Below are 24160 nucleotides of genomic sequence, written 5' to 3' on the forward strand. Positions count from 1 at the left end.
CTGCTGCTCCCCGGATCGCTGTCATAAGACGCCGTGTCAGCAACAATTACCGCTCGGTAGCTTCCAGTTCAAGACCTCCGGCCGTCCGGGTCCGTCCGGGTCCATTCGGGGCCGTCCGCCGATCGGGTCCGCTGTCCAGTCGATCGAAGCCGCTGGACAGTGGATGGCCCGTCGACTGGGATGGGAGAGTGACCGCCGATACCGGCACGCAGGCGAGCGGCACCGACGGCGGCACCGATGTGTTCGAGGAGCACCGGTCCGTCCTGACCGGCGTGGCCTACCAGATGCTCGGCCGTGTCGCCGACGCCGAGGACGTCGTCCAGGAGGCGTGGCTCCGCTGGTCGGCCGCCGAGCACGGCGGCATCCGCGAACGGGGCCTTCGTCTGCCGCTCCACCCCGAGTCGCCGTGCGAACGTCCCGTGAACGCCGCGTGCCCCACCGTGACCGAGAACCCCGGTCGACCGATGATTGGTCTTGACCAAGGGGGTGTGCCGTCCTATGGTCGCAGGGTTAGTGCAGGAACCTTTAATAAACAAGGGCGCGGAAAAACGCCGAGGACGCGGCGAATGCGGAGGATCAGGGTGGGGACCACGCAGCTCGAATCGGTACCGGAGCCGAAGTACTGGCACCTGAAGACCGTGCTCGCCGAAGCGCTCGACTCGGAGTTCACGGTGGGGGAGATCCTGCCCAACGAACGGGACCTCGCCGCCCGCTTCGGAGTCGCCCGCGCCACGCTCCGGCAGGCGCTGGAACAGCTCGAACTGGAAGGCCGGCTCCAGCGTCGCCGCGGCGTCGGCACCACGGTCGCCCCGCCCCGTATGGGCGTCGACGTCTCCACCACGCAGCACGCCTGGCCCGGCACCGGCGAGGACGCCTGGCAGTCCGTCGACTGCACCCGTGCCGTGCCGCCCGCCGCCGTCGCGCGGCTCCTCGGCCTCGACTCCGAAGCCGGCGAGAAGGTCCACGTCGTACGGCGCCTGAGGGCCACGCACGGCCAGTCCGTCGCCGCCGAGCAGCTGTACGTCCCGGCCGGCTCCGTGCCCCGCCTCGCCGGAGCCGACACCTCCGGCGCCGCCCGTGCCCGCGGTGTCCTGGCCGAACTCCAGCGCCTCGCCCTCGACGGCCAGGACCGCGCCGTCGAGCTCGGCTCGGCCCGCGCGGACGACGCGAAGGAACTCGACCGGCTGCCCGGCGCCCCGGTGCTCGTCGTCACGACCCGCTACCTCTCCGGCGGCCGTACCGCCGCCGTCTCCGTCGCGACCTACCGCGCCGACACCTGCCGACTCACCTTCGGGGACGCGGGCGACTTCCAGATCGCCTCCTGACCCCACCGGCACCGCGCCGCGCCACCGCGCACGCACGACCCGCACCCACCACGCGGGTCGGTACGCCACCTCGTGTGTACGTACGGCCCGCACCACCGCGCACGTACGGCCCGCAGCCCACCGCAGCCTCCCGGCGGGCGGCGGCGTCAACGGCGGGCCGTCACCGTGCCCTCCACCGCGAACAGCTGCTCCTCCACATGGTCGAGCGCCAGCCGCAGCGCGCCCGTCGCCACGGCCGCCTCGCCCAGCAGCGACAACGCGACCCGCGGCGGCCGCAGACAGAACCGGGCCAGCTCGTCCCGGAGCGGCTGGAGCACCCCGTCGAGACCGGCAGCCCAGCCGCCTACCACCACGAGCTCCGGATCGAGCGCCAGCACCAGCGCCGCCACGTCGTGGACCAGCCGCTGGGTGAACCGCTCCACGGCGGCCTGCGCCCGCGCGTCACCCTGCCGCGCCAGCGCGAACACCTCCGTCACCGCCTGCTCGTCCAGCGGGTGCAGAGGCTCGTCCGTCGTCGACAGCAACGTCTCCGGGGTCGCCCCGCGCCCCAGCAGGTGCAGCGCGCCGATCTCGCCCGCCGCGCCGCCGAAGCCCCGGTGCAGTCGGCCCCCGATCAGCGAACCCGCACCCGGGCTCAGCCCGGCCAGGACGAACACGATGTCGTCCGAGTCGATCGCGGCGCCCTTCCAGTGCTCGGCGACCGCCGCCGCGTTCGCGTCGTTCTCGACGATCACCGGACACCGGAACGACCGTCGCAGCCGGTCGCCCAGCGCCAGCCCCGTCCAGCCCGGCAGTGCCGTTCCCAGCCGTACCGTGCCGTCCGCCTCCACGATCCCGGGCGTGCCGACGCCGACCGCGCGCAGGCTGCTCCGGGCCACGCCGGTACGCCGCAGCACATCGGCGACCACCGTCCGGACGCGCTCCAGCCGCTCGTCGGCCGACGCCGTCTCGGGCACCTCCCGCGACCCGGCTCCGGTGATCCGCCCGTTCAGCCCGGACAGCAGCACAGCCACCCGGTGCGGGCCGATCTCGACACCCAGCAGGTGTCCCGCCTCGGCCCGGAACCTGAACCGTCGCGCGGGCCTGCCCTGGCGCCGCGTCTCGCCCTCCTCGGGCGCCGCCTCCACCACGAGGCCGCCTTCGATGAGGCCCTCGGTCACCCCTTCGACGGTCGGCCGCGACAGCCCGGTGATCCGGGTGAGGTCCGTGAGAGTGAGCGCGTCGGCGCCGCGCAGCGCATGGAGTACCACCGCGGAATTGATCCGCCGCAGCAGAGACGGGTCCCCGCCGGTCAGCCGCCCCACCGTGTGTCCTCCCAGTTCGAGCCGCGTGTCTGCCGGATCGTACTCAATGCCCGCAGGCCCGGCGACCGCGGTCCGCCCCCGTGCCCCATGCCCCGCGCGGCCGTGCCCCCGTGCCCCATGCCCCGCGCGGCCGTGCCTCGCGCCGTCCGGCCTCCGCGCCGCTGCGGTACGCGGTCGCCGCGGGTACGGGGACCGCCGAACCGGGCCGCGTCCGGACCCCGGCGCGGTGTGTCGGTCCCGCTCGGATGCCGCCGCCACCTGACGGGACGCCAATTGTCAGTGGGGGGCGCTTTACTGGATCCATGACCACGGCACGCCATCTGGCCACGATCGAGGTGTTGCGCTCCCGCCCCTTCCCCGCGCAGCGCGGCAGATCGGACGTGGGCGACAGCGGCCCCGGTTACCACGTGGCGGAGCTCAGCACGAGCGAGGACTTCTGGGAGGACGACGGCACACGGCGCGAACTGGTCGAGGATCAGTACGAGGCGGAGCGCGACGCGCTCGCCCTGCTGCTCACCGGCCGCTGGGGCGAACCCCAGGTCTTCAGCCTCTGGTCGCTGCTGCGGCGCGGGCTGGACGGGGAGGACATACCCGAGCCGTGGGGCTCGCTCAGCAACTCCGTGCCGGACGTCCACCTCTGGCGCGCGGAGGACCGCTGGATAGCCGTGGGCGTCTCACAGTGGGACAAGGAGCTCCCGTTCCAGCTCCTGGCCGCCGTCACCACCACGGACCCACCCTGAGCAACGCCCGGCGCGCACCAGGCAATCCAGCGCCCCGCCCTCCAGCGCGCCGCTACTCCCGTGCCCGGTACTCCAGCGCACCGGGCACTCGAGTCCCCCGGCGTTCCGGGCGCCCCGGCACTCCGGCGCGCCCGGCACTCGGTCGGGTCCGTGCCCTGTCGGCTCTCAGGGCTCGCGCGTCGCCGCGCGCAGCCGGGCGAACTCCTCCGCCATCGTCTGGGCCGTCCAGTGGGCGTTCAGCCCGCTGGGGTTGGGCAGCGCCCAGATCCGGGTGTCGCCGATCGTGCGGTCCTGGCGTCCGATCCGGGCGCGGCGGTCGCCGAACGCCGTGCGGTACGCGGTGACGCCGACGACCGCGAGCCACCGCGGGCGCAGACGCTCCACCTTGAGGGCGAGCAGCCGTCCGCCCTCCCGGAACTCCTCGTCGCTCAGCTCGTCGGCGCGTGCCGTCGCCCGCGCCACCACGTTGGTGATGCCCAGGCCGTACGAGGGGAGCTCGTCCTGCTCGGCGGGGAGCAGCCTGCGCGGGGTGAACCCGGACAGGTGGAGGACCGGCCAGAACCGGTTGCCCGGCCGGGCGAAGTGGTGGCCCGTCGCGGCCGACATCAGGCTCGGGTTGATGCCGCAGAACAGCACGGACAGGCCGCCCGCGACCACGTCGGGGATGACGCGGCCACGAGCGGCCTGGAGTTCCTCGGGGGTCACGCGCTGCCGCCCGTCAGAGGATGGCGCCCGGGGCGTACGCGGCGGCCTCCGGGTGCTGCTTGGCGATCTCCTCGATGCGGGACACCACGGCACCGACCTGGTCGGCGGCCGCGCCCGTGAAGGACAGCTTGTCCGCCATCAGCGCGTCGAGACCCGCCCGGTCCAGCGGGATCCGGTCGTCGGCCGCGAGCTTGTCCAGGAGCTCGTTGCGCTCGGCGCCCCGCTCCCGCATGGCGAGCGCGGAGGCGACCGCGTTCTCCTTGATGGCCTCGTGGGCGACCTCGCGGCCGACACCCGCGCGCACCGAGGCCATCAGCACCTTGGTGGTGGCCAGGAACGGCAGGTAGCGGTCCAGCTCACGGGCGACGACCGCGGGGAACGCGCCGAACTCGTCCAGCACCGTCAGGAACGTCTCCAGCAGGCCGTCGAACGCGAAGAACGCGTCCGGCAGCGCGACCCGGCGCACCACCGAGCAGGACACGTCGCCCTCGTTCCACTGGTCGCCCGCCAGCTCGCCGGCCATCGAGGCGTAGCCCCGCAGGATGACCATCAGGCCGTTGACGCGCTCGCAGGAGCGGGTGTTCATCTTGTGCGGCATCGCGGACGAGCCGACCTGGCCGGGCTTGAAGCCCTCGGTCACCAGCTCGTGACCCGCCATCAGACGGACCGTCTTCGCCAGCGACGACGGTGCGGCGGCCAGCTGCACCAGCGTCGTCACGACCTCGTAGTCCAGGGAGCGCGGGTAGACCTGGCCCACCGAGGTGAACGCGTGCGCGAAGCCGAGGTGGCCGGCGATCCGCTGCTCCAGCTCGGCCAGCTTCGTGGCGTCGCCGCCGAGCAGGTCCAGCATGTCCTGCGCGGTGCCGACGGGTCCCTTGATGCCCCGCAGCGGGTAGCGGCCCAGCAGCTCCTCCAGCCGCGCGTACGCGACGAGGAGCTCGTCCGCGGCGGTCGCGAACCGCTTGCCGAGCGTCGTGGCCTGCGCGGCGACGTTGTGCGACCGCCCGGCCATGACCAGCTCGCCGTACTCGGCGGACAGCTTGCCGAGCCGAGCCAAGACCGCCACCGTACGGTCGCGCGTCAGCTCCAGCGACAGCCGGATCTGGAGCTGCTCGACGTTCTCGGTGAGGTCGCGGGACGTCATGCCCTTGTGGACCTGCTCATGGCCCGCGAGCGCGTTGAACTCCTCGATCCGGGCCTTGACGTCATGGCGGGTGACCTTCTCGCGCTCGGCGATCGACGCCAGGTCGACCTGGTCGAGCACCCGCTCGTAGTCGGCGAGCGCCGCGTCCGGCACCTCGATGCCCAGGTCCTGCTGCGCACGCAGAACGGCCAGCCACAGCTGCCGCTCCAGCTTCACCTTCTGCTCGGGGGACCAGAGGACGGCGAGCTCCGTGGAGGCGTAGCGGCCGGCCAGGACGTTGGGGATGCGAGGCTTTGCTGTCACGTGTACGGATTCTACTGGCGGTTTGTGCAGGCCAGCGCCCCGGCCCTGTTTGTGGCTTGCTACGAGAGCTCGTACGGGCGCTCGTACGGGAGCAGCTCGGGGCGCTTCGCCGGGCGGCCGTCCCCCGACGAGCGGCCCGTCAGCCGCCGCCCTATCCACGGCCCCAGGTGCTGCCGCGCGAACCGCACGTCGCTCACCCGCCGGTCGAGCCACCGCGCCGGGAGGGCGGCGGGCAGCGGCGCCCGCCAGTCCTCCTCCGCCGGCAGGCCGAGTGTCTGCCAGACCGCCTCGGCGACCCGCCGGTGGCCCTCCGCGGTGAGATGGAGCCGGTCCACGTCCCACAGTCGCGGATCGCCGAGCACGGCCGCCCCGTAGAGGTCGACGACCACCGCGTCGTGCCGGGCGGCCAGCTCCTCCACGTACCCGAAGAGCTGCTCCATGCGCGGGCGGAAGCGCTCCATCACCGGGCCTTCGCGGCCCGGGCTGCGCATCAGCACCAGCCGGTCGCACGCGGGCGCCAGCCGTTCCACGGCCTCCTCCAGCAGCGCGCGCACCCGCCCCATGTCGCATGCGGGGCGCAGGGTGTCGTTGAGCCCGCCGACGAGCGTGATGACGTCCGGTCGCATCGCCGCGGCGGGGCCGACCTGTTCGGCGACGATCTGCCCGATGAGCTTGCCGCGCACAGCCAGGTTCGCGTACCGGAAACCCGGTGTGCGGGCCGCGAGCCGCCCGGCGAGGAGATCGGCCCAGCCCCGGTAGGAACCGTCCGGGAGCAGGTCCGACATGCCCTCGGTGAAGCTGTCGCCCACCGCGACAAGACTGGTGTAGGTGGCATTGATCTCCATGGCGGAGGGATCGTACCGCGCGGTACGGGCGGTACGGCGGCCCGGGGGCGTTGCCCCGGTCGCGTAGGGTCGCCGGGGTTCGCGGGGAAACGGACGACCGACCGGGAGCGCCGACCGGATCCGGGACGCCCGACCGGACCACGGGGCCCGAGGGGAGCAAGGGGAGAGGTATGAGCGAGGCACTGGAGCGGGCACTGACCGAGGCACTGGCCCAGCTGCTGACGGCCCTCCATACCGGCGACGGCGTGACACGCGCCCCGGCCACCGGCGGCGGCGTGTCACCGGCTGCGGATACCGGCGACGGCGTGGCACCGGCTGCGGACACCGGCGACGGCCGGACACGCGTTCCGGACACCGGCACACCGGGAGCACCCGCCGCGGACACCGGCGACGGTGGCACACCCGCCCAGGCCACCGGGACCCCGGGAGCGCCTGCCCCGGGAGCGCCTGCCCCGGAACCGCCCGCCCCGGAACCGCCCGCCCTGGGAGCGCCCGCCCCGGGAGCGCCTGCCCTGGGAGCGCCCGCTTCGGCAACGGTCGTCACGGGCTCCGCCGCCGAGGGAAGCGCCGCGTGGTGGACCGGGCGTACGGCCTCTGTGCTGGGGCGGCTCGCCCCCGACGATCGGCGGCGCCTCACCCGGCTGCTCCACGAGACCGCCGCCCGCGAGCCCGATCCCGCCCGGCGCGAGCCGCTGACGGGCCTGGCCGAGCGCCTCGGCCCGGACGCCGACCGGCACGCGCGCTACTGCGACGCCGTCGAGGAACAGGTCGCCCGGTTCGTCAAGACCGTACGGGACGCCGACCCCGCCACCGCCGTGCCCACCTGCCCCGGCTGGACCCTCGCCGACCTGATCCGGCACCTCGGCACCACGCACCGCTGGATGGAGCACCTGGTGCGCACCCGCGCCGCCGCGCGCGTCCACTCCCGCGACGTACCGCTGGACCTGCCGGCCGACCCGGCGGACGCGGCCGCCCAGGTCGACTGGCTGGCCCGGAGCGCCGACGCCGCCCTGCGTACGCTGCGCGCCGCCGACCCCGACGCCGCCGTGTGGTCGCCCGGCGCCGACCCGCACGCCCGGTTCTTCCCCCGGCGGCTGCTGTTCGAGGCGGTCGTCCACCTGGCCGACGCCGAGCTCGCCCTCGGCGCCGTCGGTACCCTCGGCGCCGTCGGCTCTCCCAGCCCTCTTGGCGCCTTCGGCGCACCAGGCGACGCGTCACGGGTCGAGCCGGGCGTCGCCGCCGACGGTGTCGAGGAGTTCCTGGAGAACCTGCCGTACTTCGCGTGGATCGCCGAACCCGTCTCGCAGCTCGGCCGCGAGGGCGCGTCCCTGCGGCTGTGCGCCGCCGACACCGGCGCCGCGTGGACGCTCACGCTCGCCGGCGGCGGCTTCACCTGGCACCGGGACCGGCACCGTGACGGCGACCGGGAGGACGGCGACCGGCACGGCGTGACCGCCGACGTCACCGTCACGGCGGCCGGTACCGGTGAGCTGCTGCTCCTGCTCCACGGCCGGTACCGGCCCGGCGACCGCCGGTTCACCGTCTCCGGCGACCGGACGCTCCTCGACGCCTGGCTGTCCGCGACCCGCTTCTGACACCGCCCCGCACGCCGGGCGGCGTGCGGGGCGGGGCGGCGGGCCCCGGCCGCCGGGTGATCAGGCGGCCGGGCGGCCCACCAGCTCCCGCAGGACGTCCTCCATCGTGACGAGCCCGGCGAGCTTCCCGTCGTCGTCCAGGACCGCCGCCAGGTGCGTACGGCTGCGCCGCATCGCCGTGAGGACGTCGTCGAGCGGTGTCGCGGCCCGCACCCGGGCGATCGGCCGCATCGCCGACACCGGGAACGGCAGATCCCGTGGCATCACGTCCAGTGCGTCCTTGACGTGCAGATAACCGAGGATGCCCCGGGAGGCGTCGACCACCGGGAACCGGGAGAACCCGGAGCCCGCCGCGAGGCCCTCCAGCTCCTCCGGCGTGGTGCCCACCTGGGCGTACACCACGCGCTCCAGCGGCATGACCACGTCCCGCACCGGGCGGCGGCCCAGCTCCAGGGCGTCGTGCAGCCGCTCGGCCGCCCGGTCGTCCAGCAGCCCCGCGTCACCCGCGTCGGTGACCAGCCGGGCCAGCTCGTCGTCCGAGAACGTCGCGGTGACCTCGTCCCTCGTCTCCACCCGCAGCAGCCGCAGCAGCGCGTTGGCGAAGGCGTTGACCGTGAAGATCACCGGACGCAGCGCCCGCGCGACCGCCACCAGCGGCGGGCCCAGCAGCAGCGCGGTACGCACCGGCTCGGCCAGCGCGATGTTCTTCGGCACCATCTCGCCCAGGAGCATGTGCAGGTAGGTGGCGACGCCGAGCGCGATCACGAAGGAGACCGGGTGGACCAGGCCGTGCGGCATGCCCACCGCGTCGAACAAAGGCTCCAGCAGATGGGCGATCGCCGGCTCGGCGACGATACCGAGCACCAGCGTGGCCAGGGTGATCCCGAGCTGCGCCGCGGCCAGGAGCGCCGAGACGTGCTCCAGTCCCCACAGGACGCTGCGCGCCCGGCGGTTGCCGGCCTCCGCCGCCGGTTCGATCTGGCTGCGGCGTACGGAGATCAGCGCGAACTCCGCGCCGACGAAGAAGGCGTTGAGGACCAGGGTGAGGAAGCCGATCAGCAGCTGGATCGCGATCATCGGTCCGCCCCCTTGCCACGGCCGGAGCGCCGTCCGCGCACGCGGACGCGCCCGTGCTGCCGGTGCTGCCCGTCGCCGGTCCCGGCGCCCGGGCCCGCGGTGTCGTCCGCCGGGACGGGCGCGTGCATCAGCACCCGGGCCGCCCGGCGGCCCGACGCGTCCACCACGTCCAGCCGCCAGCCGGACAGCTCGACCCGGTCGCCCACGGCCGGGATCCGGCCGAGCGCGTTCGCGACGAGCCCGGCGAGCGTCTCGTACGGGCCGTCCGGCACGCGCAGTCCGATCCGCTCCAGCTGGTCGGTGCGGGCGGCGCCGTCCGCGGACCACAGCAGCCGTCCGTCGGCGTCCTCGCCCGCCCGCGCGAGGTCCGGTGTCTCATGCGGGTCGTGCTCGTCCCGTACCTCGCCGACGACCTCCTCGACGATGTCCTCCAGGGTCACGACGCCGGCCGTGCCGCCGTACTCGTCGATGACCACGGCCATGGTCGTCTTCCCGGACAGCTGGTCCAGGAGCCGGTCCACGGTCAGCGTCTCCGGGACGAGCAGCGGCCTGCGCAGCATGTCGGAGACCCGCTTGCGGCGCCTCTCGTCGGCGGGTATCGCCAGGACGTCCTTGATGTGGGCGGTGCCGATGACCGAGTCGAGGCTGCCCCGGTAGACGGGGAAGCGGGACAGGCCGGTCGCGCGCGTGGCGTTGGCGACGTCCTCGGCGGTCGCCTGCGCGTCGAGGGCGGTGACCTGCACGCGGGGCGTCATCACGTTCTCCGCGGTCAGCTCGGCCAGGTTGAGCGTACGGACGAACAACTCGGCGGTGTCCGCCTCCAGGGCGCCCTGCCGGGCGGAGTGGCGCGCGAGCGCCACCAGCTCCTGCGGGCTGCGCGCCGACGCCAGCTCCTCGGCGGGCTCCATGCCGAGGCGGCGGACGATCCGGTTGGCGCTGTTGTTGAGGTGGCTGATCAGCGGCCGGAAGGCGCCGGTGAAGACCCGCTGCGGGGTGGCCACCACCTTGGCGACCGCGAGCGGCGACGAGATGGCCCAGTTCTTGGGGACGAGTTCGCCGACGACCATCAGGACCACGGTCGACAGGGCCGTGCCGATGACGAGTGCCACGGAGGACGCCACCGACGGGGACAGCCCCGCGGCTCGCGCGGGGCCGCTGATGAGCTTCGCGATGGAGGGCTCGGCGAGCATGCCGACGACCAGGTTGGTGACGGTGATGCCCAGCTGGGCGCCGGAGAGCTGGAAGGTGAGCGACCGTACGGCCTTGAGGGCGCCGGGGGCGCCGCGCTCACCTCGTTCGACGGCTCGTTCGAGGTCGCCGCGCTCGACGGTGGTCAGGGAGAACTCCGCCGCGACGAACGCGCCGCACGCGAGGGCGAGCAGCAGCGCCACGAGGAGCAGCAGCACTTCGGTCATCGGGTCACCTCCGTCCCATGATCCGGCAGAGGGAGGAGGAGTGCGCGATGTCGGCTACTGGGAGGCTCGCCCATGGGCGGACGCTCACACCTTTCGATGATTGTTCGATCGTGAATGCCCTCATGGTAAAGGAACGGCAAACCTGCCCGGTCGCGGGAGCCCTCCTCGGGGTGTGCTCAGTCGGAGAGCGGCTTGACCCAGCGGCTCCACTGCGGTTCGGGCGCGTAGCCCGCCGCGCGCCAGGTGGGGTGCGCGAGCTCGTTGCGGTCGAGGACCATCGCGTCGCCCCGACGCCCGCCCAGCCGTACGAAGCGGTCCTCGGCGGCCGCGAGCAGCGCCCCGCCGATCCCCTGGCGCCGGTGGTCCGGGTGGACCGCGAGCCGGTACAGATGGCAGCGCCAGCCGTCGAACCCGGCGATCACCGTGCCCACGAGTCCGTCGCCGGGCCGTTCGGCGATGATCAGCGCCTCCGGGTCGCGGGCGACCAGTCGCGCCACACCGTCCCGGTCGTCGCTGATGCTGACGCCTTCGGCGGCGGCCTTCCAGAAGGTCAGGACGGTATCGATGTCGGCCGCTCCGGCGGCCCGTATCCCGAGATCGCTCATGGCGACATCCCAGCACCGTCCCGGCCGGTCACGCGACACCGTTCCGCGATCCGGGCACCGCGTCCCCTGTCCGTACTAGCGCCATCGCGCTAGCGTGGTGCCGTGGCCAAGACACAGCTGAACGTACGGGTGGACGAGACCACCGCGGCGGCCGCCCGCCGCCGGGCCCGGCAGCGCGGGGTGAGCGTCAACCGGTACATCGAGGAACTCGTCCAGCAGGACGCGGGCGAGGCCGGACGCGCCTTCGTGGACGCGGCGGCCGACTTCATGAAGCAGTACGAGTCGGTCTTCGCCGAGGAGTTCGGCGCGCCCGGCGACACCGCACCGGGGGCGGGCGGCGAGGGGAAGCGGTGACGGCTGTCGCGTCACGAAAGCGCGGCCCCCGCGCATGAGCCCCTCCATCGACCTCGCCTGGCTCCTGATGGTCGCCGAGCACAAGACCCCGCGCGATCCCCGCGTCACCGACTGGGGCGCGCTCGTCGCCGCCGTCGCCCGGCACGACGCGGAGATCTTCGGCATGCCCGTCTACGCCGACCCCTACGCCCGCGCCGCGGCCCTGCTGCAACAGCTGCTGCACGTACCGGCGTTGGAGCACTCGAACGCGATGTACGCATCGGCGGTCGCCTACGGTTACCTCGTCGCGTGCGGTCTGAAGATCGCCACATCTCCCGAACAGGTCCGGGACCTGGCCCGGTTGGTGAAGGACGGGACGGCCGACGTCCGCGCCATCGCCGCCGAGCTGCGCCAGTGGAGCCGGTGATCCTCGCGCCCCAGGTGCCCCAACTACCCGGGTGTTCCGGGTGCCCCAGGCCCGAGATCGCCGGAAGGAGCCCGTCCGGCCGTACCGCCCGCCTAAGTTGTCTCCATGGGAGACACACGTAATTTTCGCGCCATACGCACGAGACGTGTCGCCACCGCCGTCGCGGGAGCGGCGGCCCTGGTGACCCTGAGCATCGGCGGTGCCATCGCCGCGTCGGCCGACGAGGAACCCGGCCCGACGCCGACGCACTCCACGCCGACCCCGTACGACGGCGGCGACACCGAAGGGGCCGTCGACGGCGGGACGAGCGGCGGCTCCACCGCGGGAGTGGTCGAGGGCGGGACGAGCGGCGGGGGTGACGCCGACGGCGGTGGGGGCGATCCGGGCGAGACCGTGTCCGGAGGCACCACGGGCGGCACCACCGGTTCGACCACCGGCGGTTCGGTCACCGGAGGTTCCGGCGACCCGGACCCGTACCCCACCGACCCGACCCCCGCCCCCACGGACACCGGGCCCGCCGGCCCCTCGGCCCCGCCGAGCCTCGAAGACCTGAGCAAGCGCATCGAGGAGCTCGACAAGAAGGTCGACCAGCTCCCCACCAAGAAGGAACTCGCCGACGCCCTGCGCGCGTTCGCCGACCAGCTGGAGAAGTAGCCGACAGGGCGGCCGGCTTGACTGCGGGAACGGGGCATCGACTGGATGCCCTTCGCCGACCACGAGATCCGCGCGGACACACCCTGCGGGATCGGCCGTGACGGGCGGTGGCACCGCTGGTGCCACATCAGCGTCCCCGCCACCGCCCTCCGGCACCTGGGCCTGCACCCCGACCAGCCGCCCGCCCGCCCCGCCGGGGACTCGCCGCCCGCCTGGTGGCACGCGGAGGCGGAGCGCCGCGCCAGGCGACCCTGACCGGGTAAACCGGTTGGTCCCGGTGGACGCGAGGACCTAGGGTCGCGGCGTGACGAGCATGGGTGGACACGACATCGACGAAGCGGTCACGGTCACCGCACGGGCACTGCGCCGCATGACGCGGCTCGACTGGTCCGTACCCGCGGCCCGCCTGGAGTGGAGCTGCCACGACACCGCCGAGCACATCGCGGGCGACTTCACCGCGTACGCGGGCCAGTTGACCGGCCGCAGGCGGCACGGGTACGTCCCGTTCGAGATCACCGTCGACCCCGGCACCACCCCGGACGGGCTCGTCCATGTCATCGAGGCCACCGGCGGGCTGCTCGCCGCCGTCGTGCGGACGACCCCGTCCGACGTCCGCGCCTGGCACCCGTACGGCATGGCGGGCCCCGACGGCTTCGCCGCCATGGGCGTCGTGGAAGTGCTGCTGCACACCTACGACATGCTGTGCGCCCTGGGCGACCCCGACTGGCAGCCGCCCGCCCACCTGTGCGCCCGTGTCCTGGACCGGATCTTCCCGCACGCCCCGCGCACCGACGACCCCTGGCGGGATCTGCTGTGGGCCACCGGCCGCACCGACCTGCCGGGGCTGCCCCGCCTCACCGCCTGGCGCTGGCACTCCGACCCCGTCCGCAGCGAACGCCTCGCCCTGTGCGAGGTCGGCCCCCAGATCGCCGCCGATCTGCACACCACCGGCGCGGGCGGCTTCGCTTGGGCCGACGGCGGGCCGCCGGAGGGCACCCGCTTCGCCGCCGGCCTGGTCGCCAAGGCCCACGAGGCGGGCACCCTCCGGCCGGGCTGGGGCTCCTACGCCATCGTCCGCGCCGCCGACCGCCGCGCCATCGGCGGCATCGGCTTCCACGCCGCCCCCGACGCCGAAGGACAGGCCGAGGTCGGCTACGACCTGGTCGCGGGCGCCCGGGGAAGCGGTTACGCCACGGAGGCGCTGCGCGCCCTGGCGGCCTGGGCGTTCACCGACCCGGACGTCACCGTCCTGCGCGCCACCGTCGAGCACGGCAACGCGCCCTCGCACGGTGTCGTCGCCCGCGCCGGTTTCCTCAGGATCGGCGCCACGGACGACAACGTCGCCTACGAGCTGCGCCGCCCCTGACTCACCCGGCTCCGCCACCCGCCAGCAGCGCGCGCAGGGCCTTGTCGAGCCGTGCCCGCCTGGCCTCCGGCGTCGGTGCCTGGAGCAGTGGCAGGATCACCAGGTAGCGCCCCGTCCTGTCGAGCGCCTCGAAGGACTTCGCGGCCTCGGGGTGTTCGGCGAACACCGCCGCGAGGTCCGGCGGCACGGTCGCCGTCCGCTGCGACGCGTACGCCCGCTCCCAGCGCCCGTCCTCCTGCGCCGCGCGGACCTCGGCCAGGCCGGGTTCGCGCATCCGCCCGGCGGCCGTGAGCTGGGCGACCTTCTCCACGTTCACCCGCGACCACACGCTCCTGGGGCGCCGCGGCACGTACTTCTGCAGGTAGTACCGTTCGTCGTAGGACCGCCGCTGCCCGGAGATCCAGCCGTAGCAGAGCCCGATGTCGACCAGCTCGTCGGCGCTGACCGACGGGATGCCGGAGTTCTTCCTGGCCAGCTTGATCCACACGCCCTCGTGCCGGGTGTGGTGCCCGGCCAGCCAGTCCTCGAACGCCTGGCCGTCCGCGAAGGCGCGGACCTCCACCCCGTCGATCTCACCCTCGTGCATCGCCAAGCCATCCCTCAGTCGTCACCCGGTGGTTCATTGCTTCTCGGCGCCTCTCACGCTTCTCAACAGCTGCTCACTCAGCAGCCCTTCTGCCGCCAGTCCCGCGAGCAGCGGCTGGAGGGGTGCGCGGCCGTTGGCGCTCGCCCTGCGGTCCGAACATGATCAGGTACTCGACCGGGCCGCTGGGGCCGCAGTTCGCCACCCCGTGCGGGGTGCGGGTGTCGAACTCGGCGACGTCCCCCGGGGTCAGGACGAGGTCCTGGCCGCCGAGCGCGAGCCACAGCCGTCCGTACAGGACGCACAGCCATTCGTAGCCGTCGTGGGAGACCTGCCGGGGCCGCGCGGGCGGGTCCTCAAGGGCGGGCAGGACGTGCTTGTGGGCATGCAGGCCGCCGACGTACCGGGTCAAGGGCAGCACCGCCTTGTCGTCGCCGAAGCTCAGCGGCGCCGAAGCGCGCGGCTCGGCCGCGGGGGCGGGCGCCGTGCCTGCCAGCTCGTCCAGTGAGACGCCGTACTCCTTCGACAGCTGCAGCAGCACCTCCAGGGTCGGCTTGCGCCGGCCGGTCTCGATCCGGGACAGCGTGCTGGGCGAGATGCCGGTCGCGCGGCCGACACCCGCGAGCGTCGCGCCGTGGTGCTCGCGCGCGGCCCGCAAGCGGGGCCCCATCGCGGCCAGCGTGCCGTCCACGTCGCCGGCTGCCACCTTTCACGCTCCTTCTCGCCCTGCCGCTCCACCGCCATGTCCTGCAAGGTTGCCAGAACGGCAAGGCCGATCGCGTCGGGCGGGTGCCGCGCCGCATGATCGACGGGTAGCCGCGCCGCCGCCGACCGAGGAGAGGCCCATGCAGCCCGAGCCGACCGCCGAACTCCGCCACCGCACCGTCGAGGCCCCGGCCGGGCGCCTGCACCTGGTCGAGCAGGGCACCGGCCCGCTGGTCCTGCTCGTGCACGGCTTCCCCGAGTCCTGGTACTCCTGGCGCCGCCAGCTCCCGGCCCTCGCCGCGGCCGGGTACCGGGCAGTGGCGATCGACGTGCGCGGTTACGGCCGCTCCTCCAAGCCGGAGGCGACCGACGCCTACCGGATGCTCGACCTGGTGGAGGACAACGCCGCCGTCGTGCGTACCCTCGGCGAGGAGAGCGCGGTGGTCGTCGGCCACGACTGGGGCTCCGCCATCGCCGCCGCCTCCGCCCTGCTCCGCCCCGAGGTCTTCCGCGCCGTCGGCCTGCTGAGCGTCCCCTACGCGCCGCCCGGCGGCCCCCGCCCCACCGACGTCTTCCGCCAGATCGGTGGCCCCGAGCAGGAGTTCTACGTCTCCTACTTCCAGGAGCCCGGCCGCGCCGAGGCGGAGATCGAGCCCGACGTCCGCGGCTGGCTCGCAGGCTTCTACGCGGCCCTGTCCGCCGACACCATGCCTGCCCATGGCGAGCCCGACCCGCACTTCGTCGCCCACGGCGGCCAGCTGCGCGACCGCTTCCCCGCCGGCCCGCTCCCGGGCTGGTTGAGCGAGGAGGACCTCGACGTCTACGCCGGGGAGTTCGAGCGCACCGGCCTGACCGGCGCCCTCAACCGCTATCGCGCCATGGACCGCGACTGGGAAGACCTCGCCCCCCACCGGGGAGCCCCCGTAGAACAGCCCGCCTTGTTCATCGGCGGCGCACTGGACGCCTCCACCACCTGGATGGCTGACGCCATCGACGCCTACCCCACCACCCTCCCCGGCCTGTCGGCCTCCCACCTCCTGGAGGACTGCGGTCACTGGATCCAGCAGGAGCGCCCCGACGAGGTCAACCGCCTGCTGACCGACTGGCTCGCCACCCTCCGGGGGTGAACCAGGCGATCCCGTACGGGCCGGAGGCCCGGGCAGCGGACTGCTCGGCGGCCTTCAGCCGTGAGACGCCGCCGTCCGGGCGTCCGCCCACCACCCGGCGGACGTGTCACCACCGGCACACCGCGTCCGTGCCGGCATCACGCTTCAAGGTCGCTCGCGCCACATCACTTCGCTCGCGCCACATCGCTTTGTCCGCCCGGGAGTCGGGTCCCGCCATGCCCTTCCGCCAGCCCGTTAGGGTGGCCCGGTGACCGACGCGAACATGGACAGAGTGAACCGCTTCCGGGCCGAGGCGGCATCCCTGGGTCTGCCGGCGGAGGAGGCGGAGGAATGGATACGCGTCGCCCGTCCGGCGGTGTACTTGGCGGAGGGCGGTGACGGTCCCCTCGTGGCCCGGGTCGGCGGCGACCCCCTGCTGCCGCACGGCGCGCCGAGGCCGTCCGATCCCTTCGTGGCCTCCGTCGACCTCGCGGCTCTCCCGCCGGGCGCCACCGGCCTCCCGCTCCCCGCCGACGGCCACCTGCTCCTCTTCTCCGGCACCGATGTGCACGGCATCGGTGGACAGGTGCCCGACGCGGTGCTGTACGTCCCCGCCGGGACCCCGACAACCCTGAGCCCCCTCGCACACAGCCGGCGCGAGCCGTACCGGCCGCGTGAGCTCCGCACGGTCTGGCACCAGCCGAGCGCGCAGATGCCGGAGAGCTTCGCCCTCGACAGATGGGGCGGCTTCCCCGAGGAAGAGCAGTTCGAACTCGCCGAGGAACTCGGCGACGCCTGGGCAGACGTGGGCGGCTACCGCCCGCCCTGGGCCTTGCAGATCGGCGGCCATCCGGTCTCGCCCCAGAACGACCCCGTCCACTACGCCCGCGACCCCGAAGAGGCCGGCCCCTCCGGGCAGGGCGGTGCGGCCCACGGAGAGGGCGCCGACGACTGGACTCTCCTGGCCACCTGGAGGTGTGGCGACGACGTCAGCGAACTGGACTCCGGCGTGGCCCACTGGGTGGTCCGCCGCCGGGACGTGGCGGCCCGGCGCTTCGACCGGGTCCACCGCTACGTCGAGATGGCCTGACAGCACGGGGGAGGGGACGGCCGGGGCCGGCTCCCCGGCGCCCATCGGCCGCCTCCCCGCCCACGCCCCCGGTCCGTGTCGTCGGTGGCCGCCGGATCAGGGGGCCGATCCGGCACCGGGGATCCAGGGCTCGCCCGCCGCCTCCCGTGGCCCGGGTGGAGGGCTCAGCGGAGCAGCAGGTCGCGAATCGCCTCCGCGATCTCGTCGGGCGCCTCCTCGGCCATGAAGTGCCCCGCGCCGGTCAGCCGGTGGTCCAGGTCCGGTGCCCACGCCTGCCAGACCGCGGCGGCGTCGTAGCCCAGTCGCGCGCCCCAGTCCTGCTGGACGACCGTCACGGGCATGGCCAGCTGCGAACCGGCGTCCCGGTCCGCCTGGTCGTGTGTGACGTCGATGCCCGCCGACGCCCGGTAGTCCGCGACGATCGACGGCACGGCCGCGGCGCTCGCCCGCAGGTACGCGGCCCGGACCGGTTCCGGCATGGCGGCCGGGTCCCCGGCCCACGCGTCGAGGAAGGAGCCGAAGTAGGCGTCGGCGCTGTTGGCGATCATCGTCTCCGGCAGCCCCGGCGGCTGCGCCATGAGGAACAGGTGGTAGCCGACCGCCGCCGGGACACCGTGCAGGACGTTCCACATGTCCAGGGTCGGCACGACATCGAGGACGCCCAGATGGGTGAGGGTCTCGGGATGATCCAGTCCCGCCCGGAAGGCGACCAGGGCACCCCGGTCGTGGCCGACCAGGGCGAAGCGCTCATGGCCGAACGCCGCCGCCAGGGCGACGACATCGGCGGCCATGGAGCGCTTGGAGTACACCTCGGGGCCGGTGGCCACCGGCTTGTCGCTGGCGCCGTAGCCGCGCAGGTCGGGACAGATCACCGTGTGCTCGCCGGCGAGCCGCTCGGCGACGTGCCGCCACATCAGGTGGGTCTGGGGGAAGCCGTGCAGCAGCACGACCGGGCTGCCGCTGCCGCCGACGGCGGCTGCCAGCTCCACTCCGTCGGCGCCGGGCAGACGGACGTGGTCGAAGCCGGGGATGGTGAGAGTCATGAAAGGCCCTTCTCTGGGGTCGGGGGACCGGCGAAAGCCTTGGCCCCGGGACTGACGGGATCAGCGTGGGCGGCGGCGATCAGCAGCCGATCAGTACGCTTCGACGCCGCCCACCCGGGGCACGGAAGATGGAGGGCATGCGAATCGACGTACTCGGTGCCGTGCGGGCCCTCCGCGACGACGGCACCCCGGTCGACCTGGGTGGACCCCGCCACCGCGAGGTACTCGCCCGGCTCGTCGCCGCCGGGGGACGGATGGTCCCCACCGACACCCTCGTGGACGACCTGTGGGCCGAGCCGCCGGTGCGCGCCGTAGGCGCGCTGCGTACGTTCGTCGCCGCGCTGCGCCGCGCCATCGAACCCGGCCGGCCACCCCGCACCCCGCCGCGCGTCCTCGTCACGGTAGGACCCGGCTACGCGCTGCGCCTGCCGCGCGACACCGTGGACGTCCACCGGTTCGAGGACGCCCTGGCCCGCGCCCGGCGTGCACCCGATGCGCTGACCGACCTCGACGCGGCCCTCGCGGCCTGGCGCGGCCCCGCCTACGCCGATGTGACCGGCTCCGCGTGGGCGCAGCGCGAACGGACCCGGCTGGAGGAGCTGAGGCTGGAGGGGCTGGAACTGCGCGCCCGCCTCATCCTCGACTCCGGTTCAGGAGCCGATCTGGTCGCTGAGCTGGGCGCCCACGTCACCGAACACCCCTGGCGTGAGCCGGCCTGGGGGCTGCTGGCCCGCGCACTGCACCGGGCAGGCCGTCAGGCGGACGCACTGGCCACCCTGCGCCGCGCCCGCACGATGCTCGCGGACCAGCTCGGGCTCGACCCCGGTGCCGACCTCCGGCGTCTGGAGACGGACATTCTCCGTGGAGCCACGACGCTCCAGCCCCCGCCCACCGTGTGGACCGCAGGCGTACGACTCGGACCGCGCACCACCGTGGAACTGGCGCGCACCCTGGCCCTGGCGGGCGGTGACGCCCTCGTCCACTCGCGGCGCGACCGCCTCGCCGCCGCCCAGGCGGCGGAGCGCACCGGAGACATCGCCCTGACCGCCCGCGTCATCGGCGCCTACGACGTGCCGGCCCTCTGGAGCCGGGCCGACGATCCCGATCAGTCCCGTGCCGTCGTCGCGGCGGCCGAGCGTACGCTCACCGCGCTCGGCACCGACGGCCCCGCCGAACTGCGCGCCCGCCTGCTGGCCACCGTCGCGGTCGAGAGCCGCAGCGCCGATCTGTCCGCAGCCGAACGGAGGCGCGCCGGGCAGGCCGCGCGCGAGGCCGAGGCGCTGGCCCGGGAGCTGGGCGATCCCGCCCTGCTGGTGTTCGCCCTCAACGGCGTGTTCCTCCAGTCCTTCACCCGGCCCGGGCTCGCGGCGGCACGGGACGTGATCGGCTCCGAGATCCTCGACCTGGCCACCTGGCACAGGCTGCCGGACTTCGTCGTGCTCGGCCGGCTCATCCGCCTGCAATCCGCCTCCGCTCTCGGCGACCTCGACGCCGCGACCACACACGCCGAGGCCGCCGAGCAGCTCGCCATCAGCACCGAGGCCTCGCTCGTCCCCGTACTCACCGAATGGTTCCGGGCCCGGGTCACGGCCGCCCGCAGCACCGCACCGGGCGGACCGGCCGCCGCCACGGCCGCAGCGCACTACCGCGCCGCCGAAGACGCCCTCGCCGAAACAGCGGGCATGCCGGGGCTGCACCGGGGCCTGTTCGCCCTCGCCCTCCTGGGCCTGCGTCTCCTGCACGGCCGTCCCGCGCCCACCGACCCCGCTCTCGACTGGGGCCCGTACCGCCCCTGGACGCAGCCCCTGGTGCTGCTCGCCCGGAACCGGGCCGAGGAGGCCCGCACCGCCCTGACCATGACGCCCGAACCACCCCCTGATCACATGCAGGAGGCACTCTGGTGCCTGACCGCCCACGCCGCCGCCCGCCTCGGCGAGCGCTCGGTCGCCGCCCGCGCGGCAACGGCCCTGCGCCCCGCCCGCACCGAACACGCGGGCGGGGCGAGCGGGATGCTGACGCTGGGGCCGGTCGCGCGGTACCTGACGGAGGCGGAGGCATGCGCCGACAAGAGATGACCGACACCGTCCGCGGACCCGCCCCCGACCTGCCCGTCCCGAACCGAGCCAGGCCCTGCCCGCGTCGACGGCGGCCCGTGTCCAACAACCCGTGCACAGCCAGGCCGTCAGCACGCCCCCGGAACCCGCGCGTACTCCGCCGCGCCGGTGACAACAGGCCCGCCTGTACGACCACTGCCGTGCTTCGGCTCGGCTCCTCGGAGGTTCGGCGCTCCCGTCGCGCGTATCAGTACTCCAGTTCCACGTAGTCGATGTCCGTGAACTCGACCCGCAGGCCCGGCGCCCGGCGCCCGTGGTCCTTGAAGTACTGCTCCTGCAGCGCCTCCGCCGCGATGTCCCGCAGCTGCCGTTCCGTCGCCCCGCCGGCCTGCGCGTCGAACAGCCGCGCCGCGTAGCCGGGCGGCAGGTGCTGGGTGATGAGCCGCAGCCGCGAGTCGTCCGTGCTGCCGGGCGCGGCGGTGAACCCGAACCGCGCCCGGGTCTCGATGACGATGCCGCCCGTCGTGGCCGCGGCCTCCCGCGCCCGCCTGCGCACGCGCGGCTGCCAGCTCTTCCGCGTCTCCGCGAGCAGCCGTGCGGCCAGTTCGGGACGCGGGTGCCTGATCTGGCCCTTCACGTACCGCTCCACCGTCCGCCGCGTGACGCCGAGCCGCCGCGCGACCGCCAGCGTCGAGCCCTTCTCGCTGCGGACCAGGAAACGCATCTGCGCGACCGCCGACTTGGGGACGGGGCGCGTGAACGTGTGCTCCGCCGCCCGGTCCAGGCTCTCCTGGAGGATGCCCACGGCCCTCTCCTACTCCCCGCCGGCGGCGGCGTCCGTGCCCTTGATGTGCCGTGCCGGATTGTGGCCCTCGTCCAGCATCCGCACGGCCCACACCAGCGACTGGGTCCCCTCGTGCTTCACCATGCCGGGCGACACGCCCAGCCGGAACCCGCCCGGCAACGGCTTGCCGTCGGCGGTCCGGGGCAGGAGGTCCAGCGGCCCCGGCCCCGGCGACAGATACACCGCGCAGTCCGAGAGCACCGCGATCGGGTACAGCCCCGCCCGCGTCAGCCGCACCATCTTGCGGTGCATGTTGACGCGCGCCGCCGAGATGACGGCCGCGCGGATGTCCGGCCGCCAGGTCGGCCGCTCCAGCGCCGGCCACCGCTCACCGGGGCGGTATCCCGCACCCTGCGGGCGCTCGCGCAGCTTGCCGATGCCGCCCTTCACCGTCGACTTGACCGCCGCAAGGACGGCCGCCTCACGGGGGTCCGCCTCCCTGTGCCGCTCCATCGCCGCCAGGAACTCCGCGTCGGAGAGCCCCGCGCGGACCCCGAGCCGCTCCATCGTGAGCATGTACGCATCGCGCAGCCGGGTGTACCAGGCGTCCAGGTACGGTCCGCTGTCGGGGCGCACATACGCCTCCACCGGCCGTACGCGGTGGCCGAGCTCCTCCGCGTACGCGACCGTCGGCGTGGCGTACCAGGCCGGTCCCTCCGGCCGCCCGCCGTGCGGCGTGAACGGACTCGGCAGCCGCGGGTCCAGCTCCACCGGCGACAGATCCACGAGCCAGCAGCCCGCCACCTTCTTGTCGAACACCGGCGCCACCCGGTGGACCGGCGCGCCGAGGCCGACGGTCAGCCGGTTCGCGGCCGCCGCGAACGCCATGTTCACGTCGATGCCCACCGCGTACGGCAGCGCGCACTCGTCGTCCGTCAGCAGTTCCGGGTCCCGGATCCAGTCGTACGCCTCCTCGACCAGGACCTCCGCAGGCGTGCGCGCGTGCCCGCGCGGACAGCGGGCGGCGACCACCGGGTGCTCGTCGGGCGCCTCGGGCGGGGCCGGGTCCACGGGCGCGGTCAGCGAACCCGGCACCGGCCCCGGCACCCAGGTGTCCGTGGACGCGTCCCGGACGGCACGGGTCGGCGGGCGCAGCGCCGTCATCAGCTCCAGACCTGACACGGCGGTCGAACCGCACGGGGTCAGCACCCGTGTCGCGTACGCGGTGAGCGCGGCGGCGAGGTCCGGCGGCGCCAGCTCGGCGGCGCCGCCCCACGCCCTGCTGTCCAGCGCACCCCACGGCACCACCGCGAGCTGCACGCACTGGCGCCTGCCGCCGTCCGTGGGCCGGTAGATCCTCGCCCACGGGCCGAACCCGCGTCGTGTGAGCCGCCACTTGGCGCGCGTGACGGCGCGCACGACCGCGTGGTCGTCGGGCAGCCGCAGCCCGCGCCGGTCCGCCAGCTCCGCCGGCAGGCCGAGGCGTACGGCGGCGGCCTCCGTGAGCACGACCAGCGGATCGGCGTCCTTGCCGTACCGGTGCAGCCGGGGAGCGCCGATCCGGGCCTCGGAGAGGGCCCACTCCACCAGCGACGGGACGTCGCCGGCGGGGCAGTCGAGGACCAGGCCGTCCGCGCAGTACGCGTTGCCGTCCCCGTCCAGTACGGCGAGCGGCCCGTGCGCGAACCGCGGATCGACCGGTCCGGCGGGCGAGGCCGCGGGCGCGGGTGCCGACCGGGGGCGTGCGAGCGGTGCCGTCTTCCGCACCGGCACAGCGACGGGTGCGGCGGGACCGGCCGCGGGCACGGCGGCCGGGGCCTCGACCGGTGGCGCGGGCGACGGCGGCGACGGCTGTGCGGGCGAAACCGACGGCGGAGCCGACGGCGACGGGGACCGCGACGGCGGATGGCGCTCGGCCAGGCCGTCCAGCAGCCTGGCGTACGCGGCGCGCTTCGGGGGGCGCGGGTCGGTACGGCCCGACTCCCACGCGGTCACCGTCTCGCGGCGCACGGACAGCGCCTTGGCGATCTGCTCCTGGCTCAGTCCGGCGGCCTCGCGCAGCCGCTTCCGCTCGTCCGGCGCCGGCAGCGCCTCCTGGGCCGCCTCGGCCAGCAGCGCGTCGACCGCGGCGAACAGCTCCTCCTGCTCGGGCACAGGGCGTCACCTCCAGAGGTGATCACCCTAGCCGAAACGCACTGTGCGCCGAACCCGGAACACACGCCGTCAGGTGTCCGTGTCCGGCCGTCGCGCCACCCCGATCACACACGGGGACGTCGGCAGCAGCGGGCCCTTCTCCGGTACCCGGAGCCTGCGGTACGTCAGGATCTCGAACCCCGCCGCCTCGATCGCGCGCAGCGGGTCGCGGGCGGTGTGGCAGCCGCCGAAGAGCCTCGGCCACACCGTCCGGTCCAGGGTCCGCTGGGCCAGGGCGAGGGCATGCCCCGGCGCCACCCCGTGCTCGAAGAACCGCAGTTCACCGCCGGGCTTCAGCACCCGCCGCAGTTCGGCGAGCGAGCGGGACAGATCCCGTACGGTGCACAGCACCAGCGACGCGACCGCCGCGTCGAACGCCTCGCTCTTCACCGGCATGGCCTCCGCCGCGCCCGGGACGACGTCCACCGGGACCTCGGCGCGCAGGGCGGCGGCGACCGCCATCCGGCGCAGCCGCCGTTCCGGTTCCAGCGCGACGACCTCCGACACCGTACGGGGGTAGTGCGCGAAGTTCAGGCCGTTGCCCGCGCCCACTTCGATGACGCGCCCCGATACCCCGTCCAGCAGCTCCTTCCGGTACGCGGCGATGCCGCCCTTGACGTCGGCCCGGACGCTGACGCGGGCGTAGAACCGGGCGAACAGCGGATGGTGGACGGCGTCCGGGGGAATCCCGGCACTGCTGCGATCCGGCATCGCGGACCTCCTGGCGAGAGGAACGGAACGGGACGGGACGACACAGGGATTGT

At 74.3% G+C, this 24160-nt stretch carries 24 protein-coding genes and 1 pseudogene; 12 read left to right on the plus strand and 13 right to left on the minus strand.

Annotated elements, in window-relative coordinates:
- Nucleotides 1-239 precede the first annotated feature (239 nt).
- Both ACGF5U_RS29070 and ACGF5U_RS29075 read left to right on the plus strand, forming a co-directional pair.
- A pseudogene (locus ACGF5U_RS29070) lies at nucleotides 240-338 on the plus strand (sigma factor); the annotation flags it as partial.
- A gap of 243 nt (nucleotides 339-581) precedes the next feature.
- On the plus strand, nucleotides 582-1325 hold the full coding sequence (locus ACGF5U_RS29075; protein ID WP_392717234.1) for a GntR family transcriptional regulator: 744 nt from the start codon (nucleotides 582-584) through the stop codon (nucleotides 1323-1325).
- Nucleotides 1326-1471: 146 nt separating this feature from the next.
- Here ACGF5U_RS29075 and ACGF5U_RS29080 read toward each other — a convergent pair whose 3' ends face one another.
- Entirely contained in the window at nucleotides 1472-2629 is a 1158-nt protein-coding gene (locus ACGF5U_RS29080; protein ID WP_392717049.1) for an ROK family transcriptional regulator, read from the minus strand.
- 302 nt (nucleotides 2630-2931) lie between these two features.
- Between ACGF5U_RS29080 and ACGF5U_RS29085 the strand changes: the two genes are divergently transcribed.
- Nucleotides 2932-3369 carry a hypothetical protein gene (locus tag ACGF5U_RS29085; protein WP_392717047.1) on the plus strand — a complete coding sequence of 146 codons (438 nt, stop codon included), beginning with the start codon at nucleotides 2932-2934 and terminating at the stop codon, nucleotides 3367-3369.
- Nucleotides 3370-3534: 165 nt separating this feature from the next.
- On the opposite strand, the gene mug is transcribed toward ACGF5U_RS29085, so the two are convergent.
- From mug to ACGF5U_RS29100, 3 genes are read right to left on the minus strand one after another with little or no spacing between them, the layout of a single operon-like run.
- Entirely contained in the window at nucleotides 3535-4074 is a 540-nt protein-coding gene (mug, locus tag ACGF5U_RS29090; protein WP_392717045.1) for a G/U mismatch-specific DNA glycosylase, read from the minus strand.
- A 13-nt stretch (nucleotides 4075-4087) separates the two neighbouring features.
- The gene (gene purB / locus ACGF5U_RS29095; RefSeq protein WP_392717043.1) at nucleotides 4088-5521 is read right to left on the minus strand and encodes an adenylosuccinate lyase; all 1434 of its coding nucleotides are present in this window, start codon (nucleotides 5519-5521) and stop codon (nucleotides 4088-4090) included.
- 59 nt (nucleotides 5522-5580) lie between these two features.
- Nucleotides 5581-6366: an SGNH/GDSL hydrolase family protein gene (locus ACGF5U_RS29100; RefSeq protein ID WP_392717041.1), complete on the minus strand. Its 786-nt coding sequence runs from the start codon at nucleotides 6364-6366 to the stop codon at nucleotides 5581-5583.
- A gap of 170 nt (nucleotides 6367-6536) precedes the next feature.
- On the opposite strand from ACGF5U_RS29100, the gene ACGF5U_RS29105 reads away from it, so the two are divergent.
- On the plus strand, nucleotides 6537-7961 hold the full coding sequence (locus tag ACGF5U_RS29105) for a maleylpyruvate isomerase N-terminal domain-containing protein (protein WP_392717039.1): 1425 nt from the start codon (nucleotides 6537-6539) through the stop codon (nucleotides 7959-7961).
- Nucleotides 7962-8021: 60 nt separating this feature from the next.
- Here ACGF5U_RS29105 and ACGF5U_RS29110 read toward each other — a convergent pair whose 3' ends face one another.
- The 3 genes from ACGF5U_RS29110 to ACGF5U_RS29120 all read right to left on the minus strand — a co-directional run bounded on the left by ACGF5U_RS29110 (nucleotide 8022) and on the right by ACGF5U_RS29120 (nucleotide 11058).
- On the minus strand, nucleotides 8022-9038 hold the full coding sequence (locus ACGF5U_RS29110; RefSeq protein ID WP_392717037.1) for a hemolysin family protein: 1017 nt from the start codon (nucleotides 9036-9038) through the stop codon (nucleotides 8022-8024).
- Nucleotides 9035-10453: a hemolysin family protein gene (locus tag ACGF5U_RS29115; RefSeq protein ID WP_392717035.1), complete on the minus strand. Its 1419-nt coding sequence runs from the start codon at nucleotides 10451-10453 to the stop codon at nucleotides 9035-9037. Before ACGF5U_RS29115 ends, ACGF5U_RS29110 begins: the two co-directional genes overlap by 4 nt.
- Nucleotides 10454-10629: 176 nt before the next feature.
- Complete coding sequence (locus ACGF5U_RS29120) at nucleotides 10630-11058, minus strand: GNAT family N-acetyltransferase (protein WP_392717033.1); 429 nt, start codon at nucleotides 11056-11058, stop codon at nucleotides 10630-10632.
- 102 nt (nucleotides 11059-11160) lie between these two features.
- On the opposite strand from ACGF5U_RS29120, the gene ACGF5U_RS29125 reads away from it, so the two are divergent.
- From ACGF5U_RS29125 to ACGF5U_RS29145, 5 genes are all read left to right on the plus strand, one after another.
- A complete protein-coding gene (locus ACGF5U_RS29125; protein ID WP_392717031.1) occupies nucleotides 11161-11412 on the plus strand; it encodes an antitoxin in 252 nt (83 codons plus the stop codon).
- Between the two features lie 34 nt (nucleotides 11413-11446).
- Nucleotides 11447-11818 carry a fic family toxin-antitoxin system, toxin component gene (locus ACGF5U_RS29130; protein WP_392717029.1) on the plus strand — a complete coding sequence of 124 codons (372 nt, stop codon included), beginning with the start codon at nucleotides 11447-11449 and terminating at the stop codon, nucleotides 11816-11818.
- A gap of 105 nt (nucleotides 11819-11923) precedes the next feature.
- Nucleotides 11924-12472 carry a hypothetical protein gene (locus ACGF5U_RS29135; RefSeq protein WP_392717027.1) on the plus strand — a complete coding sequence of 183 codons (549 nt, stop codon included), beginning with the start codon at nucleotides 11924-11926 and terminating at the stop codon, nucleotides 12470-12472.
- A gap of 45 nt (nucleotides 12473-12517) precedes the next feature.
- Nucleotides 12518-12727, plus strand: coding sequence for a hypothetical protein (locus ACGF5U_RS29140; protein ID WP_392717025.1), 210 nt, complete (start codon nucleotides 12518-12520; stop codon nucleotides 12725-12727).
- A gap of 58 nt (nucleotides 12728-12785) precedes the next feature.
- Complete coding sequence (locus ACGF5U_RS29145) at nucleotides 12786-13838, plus strand: GNAT family N-acetyltransferase (protein ID WP_392717232.1); 1053 nt, start codon at nucleotides 12786-12788, stop codon at nucleotides 13836-13838.
- A 1-nt stretch (nucleotide 13839) separates the two neighbouring features.
- On the opposite strand, the gene ACGF5U_RS29150 is transcribed toward ACGF5U_RS29145, so the two are convergent.
- Both ACGF5U_RS29150 and ACGF5U_RS29155 read right to left on the minus strand, forming a co-directional pair.
- Nucleotides 13840-14424, minus strand: a complete 585-nt coding sequence (locus ACGF5U_RS29150) for a YdeI family protein (RefSeq protein WP_392717024.1) — start codon at nucleotides 14422-14424, stop codon at nucleotides 13840-13842.
- Nucleotides 14425-14497: 73 nt separating this feature from the next.
- On the minus strand, nucleotides 14498-15127 hold the full coding sequence (locus ACGF5U_RS29155) for a helix-turn-helix domain-containing protein (RefSeq protein WP_392717022.1): 630 nt from the start codon (nucleotides 15125-15127) through the stop codon (nucleotides 14498-14500).
- A gap of 139 nt (nucleotides 15128-15266) precedes the next feature.
- On the opposite strand from ACGF5U_RS29155, the gene ACGF5U_RS29160 reads away from it, so the two are divergent.
- The gene (locus ACGF5U_RS29160) at nucleotides 15267-16253 is read left to right on the plus strand and encodes an alpha/beta fold hydrolase (protein ID WP_392717020.1); all 987 of its coding nucleotides are present in this window, start codon (nucleotides 15267-15269) and stop codon (nucleotides 16251-16253) included.
- Between the two features lie 247 nt (nucleotides 16254-16500).
- Nucleotides 16501-17322: a DUF1963 domain-containing protein gene (locus ACGF5U_RS29165; protein WP_392717018.1), complete on the plus strand. Its 822-nt coding sequence runs from the start codon at nucleotides 16501-16503 to the stop codon at nucleotides 17320-17322.
- A gap of 164 nt (nucleotides 17323-17486) precedes the next feature.
- On the opposite strand, the gene ACGF5U_RS29170 is transcribed toward ACGF5U_RS29165, so the two are convergent.
- Complete coding sequence (locus ACGF5U_RS29170) at nucleotides 17487-18365, minus strand: alpha/beta fold hydrolase (RefSeq protein WP_392717016.1); 879 nt, start codon at nucleotides 18363-18365, stop codon at nucleotides 17487-17489.
- Nucleotides 18366-18502: 137 nt separating this feature from the next.
- Here ACGF5U_RS29170 and ACGF5U_RS29175 point away from each other — a divergent pair, with 137 nt between their 5' ends.
- On the plus strand, nucleotides 18503-20440 hold the full coding sequence (locus tag ACGF5U_RS29175; RefSeq protein WP_392717014.1) for a BTAD domain-containing putative transcriptional regulator: 1938 nt from the start codon (nucleotides 18503-18505) through the stop codon (nucleotides 20438-20440).
- 226 nt (nucleotides 20441-20666) lie between these two features.
- On the opposite strand, the gene tpg is transcribed toward ACGF5U_RS29175, so the two are convergent.
- The 3 genes from tpg to ACGF5U_RS29190 form a co-directional block, all read right to left on the minus strand.
- Nucleotides 20667-21224: a telomere-protecting terminal protein Tpg gene (tpg, locus tag ACGF5U_RS29180; RefSeq protein ID WP_392717012.1), complete on the minus strand. Its 558-nt coding sequence runs from the start codon at nucleotides 21222-21224 to the stop codon at nucleotides 20667-20669.
- Between the two features lie 9 nt (nucleotides 21225-21233).
- Nucleotides 21234-23357: a telomere-associated protein Tap gene (tap, locus tag ACGF5U_RS29185; protein WP_392717010.1), complete on the minus strand. Its 2124-nt coding sequence runs from the start codon at nucleotides 23355-23357 to the stop codon at nucleotides 21234-21236.
- A 69-nt stretch (nucleotides 23358-23426) separates the two neighbouring features.
- Entirely contained in the window at nucleotides 23427-24107 is a 681-nt protein-coding gene (locus tag ACGF5U_RS29190) for a class I SAM-dependent methyltransferase (RefSeq protein WP_392717008.1), read from the minus strand.
- Nucleotides 24108-24160: the final 53 nt, after the last annotated feature.

This window comes from Streptomyces sp. NPDC047886, from assembly GCF_043204435.1.
Classification (GTDB): Bacteria; Actinomycetota; Actinomycetes; order Streptomycetales; family Streptomycetaceae; genus Streptomyces.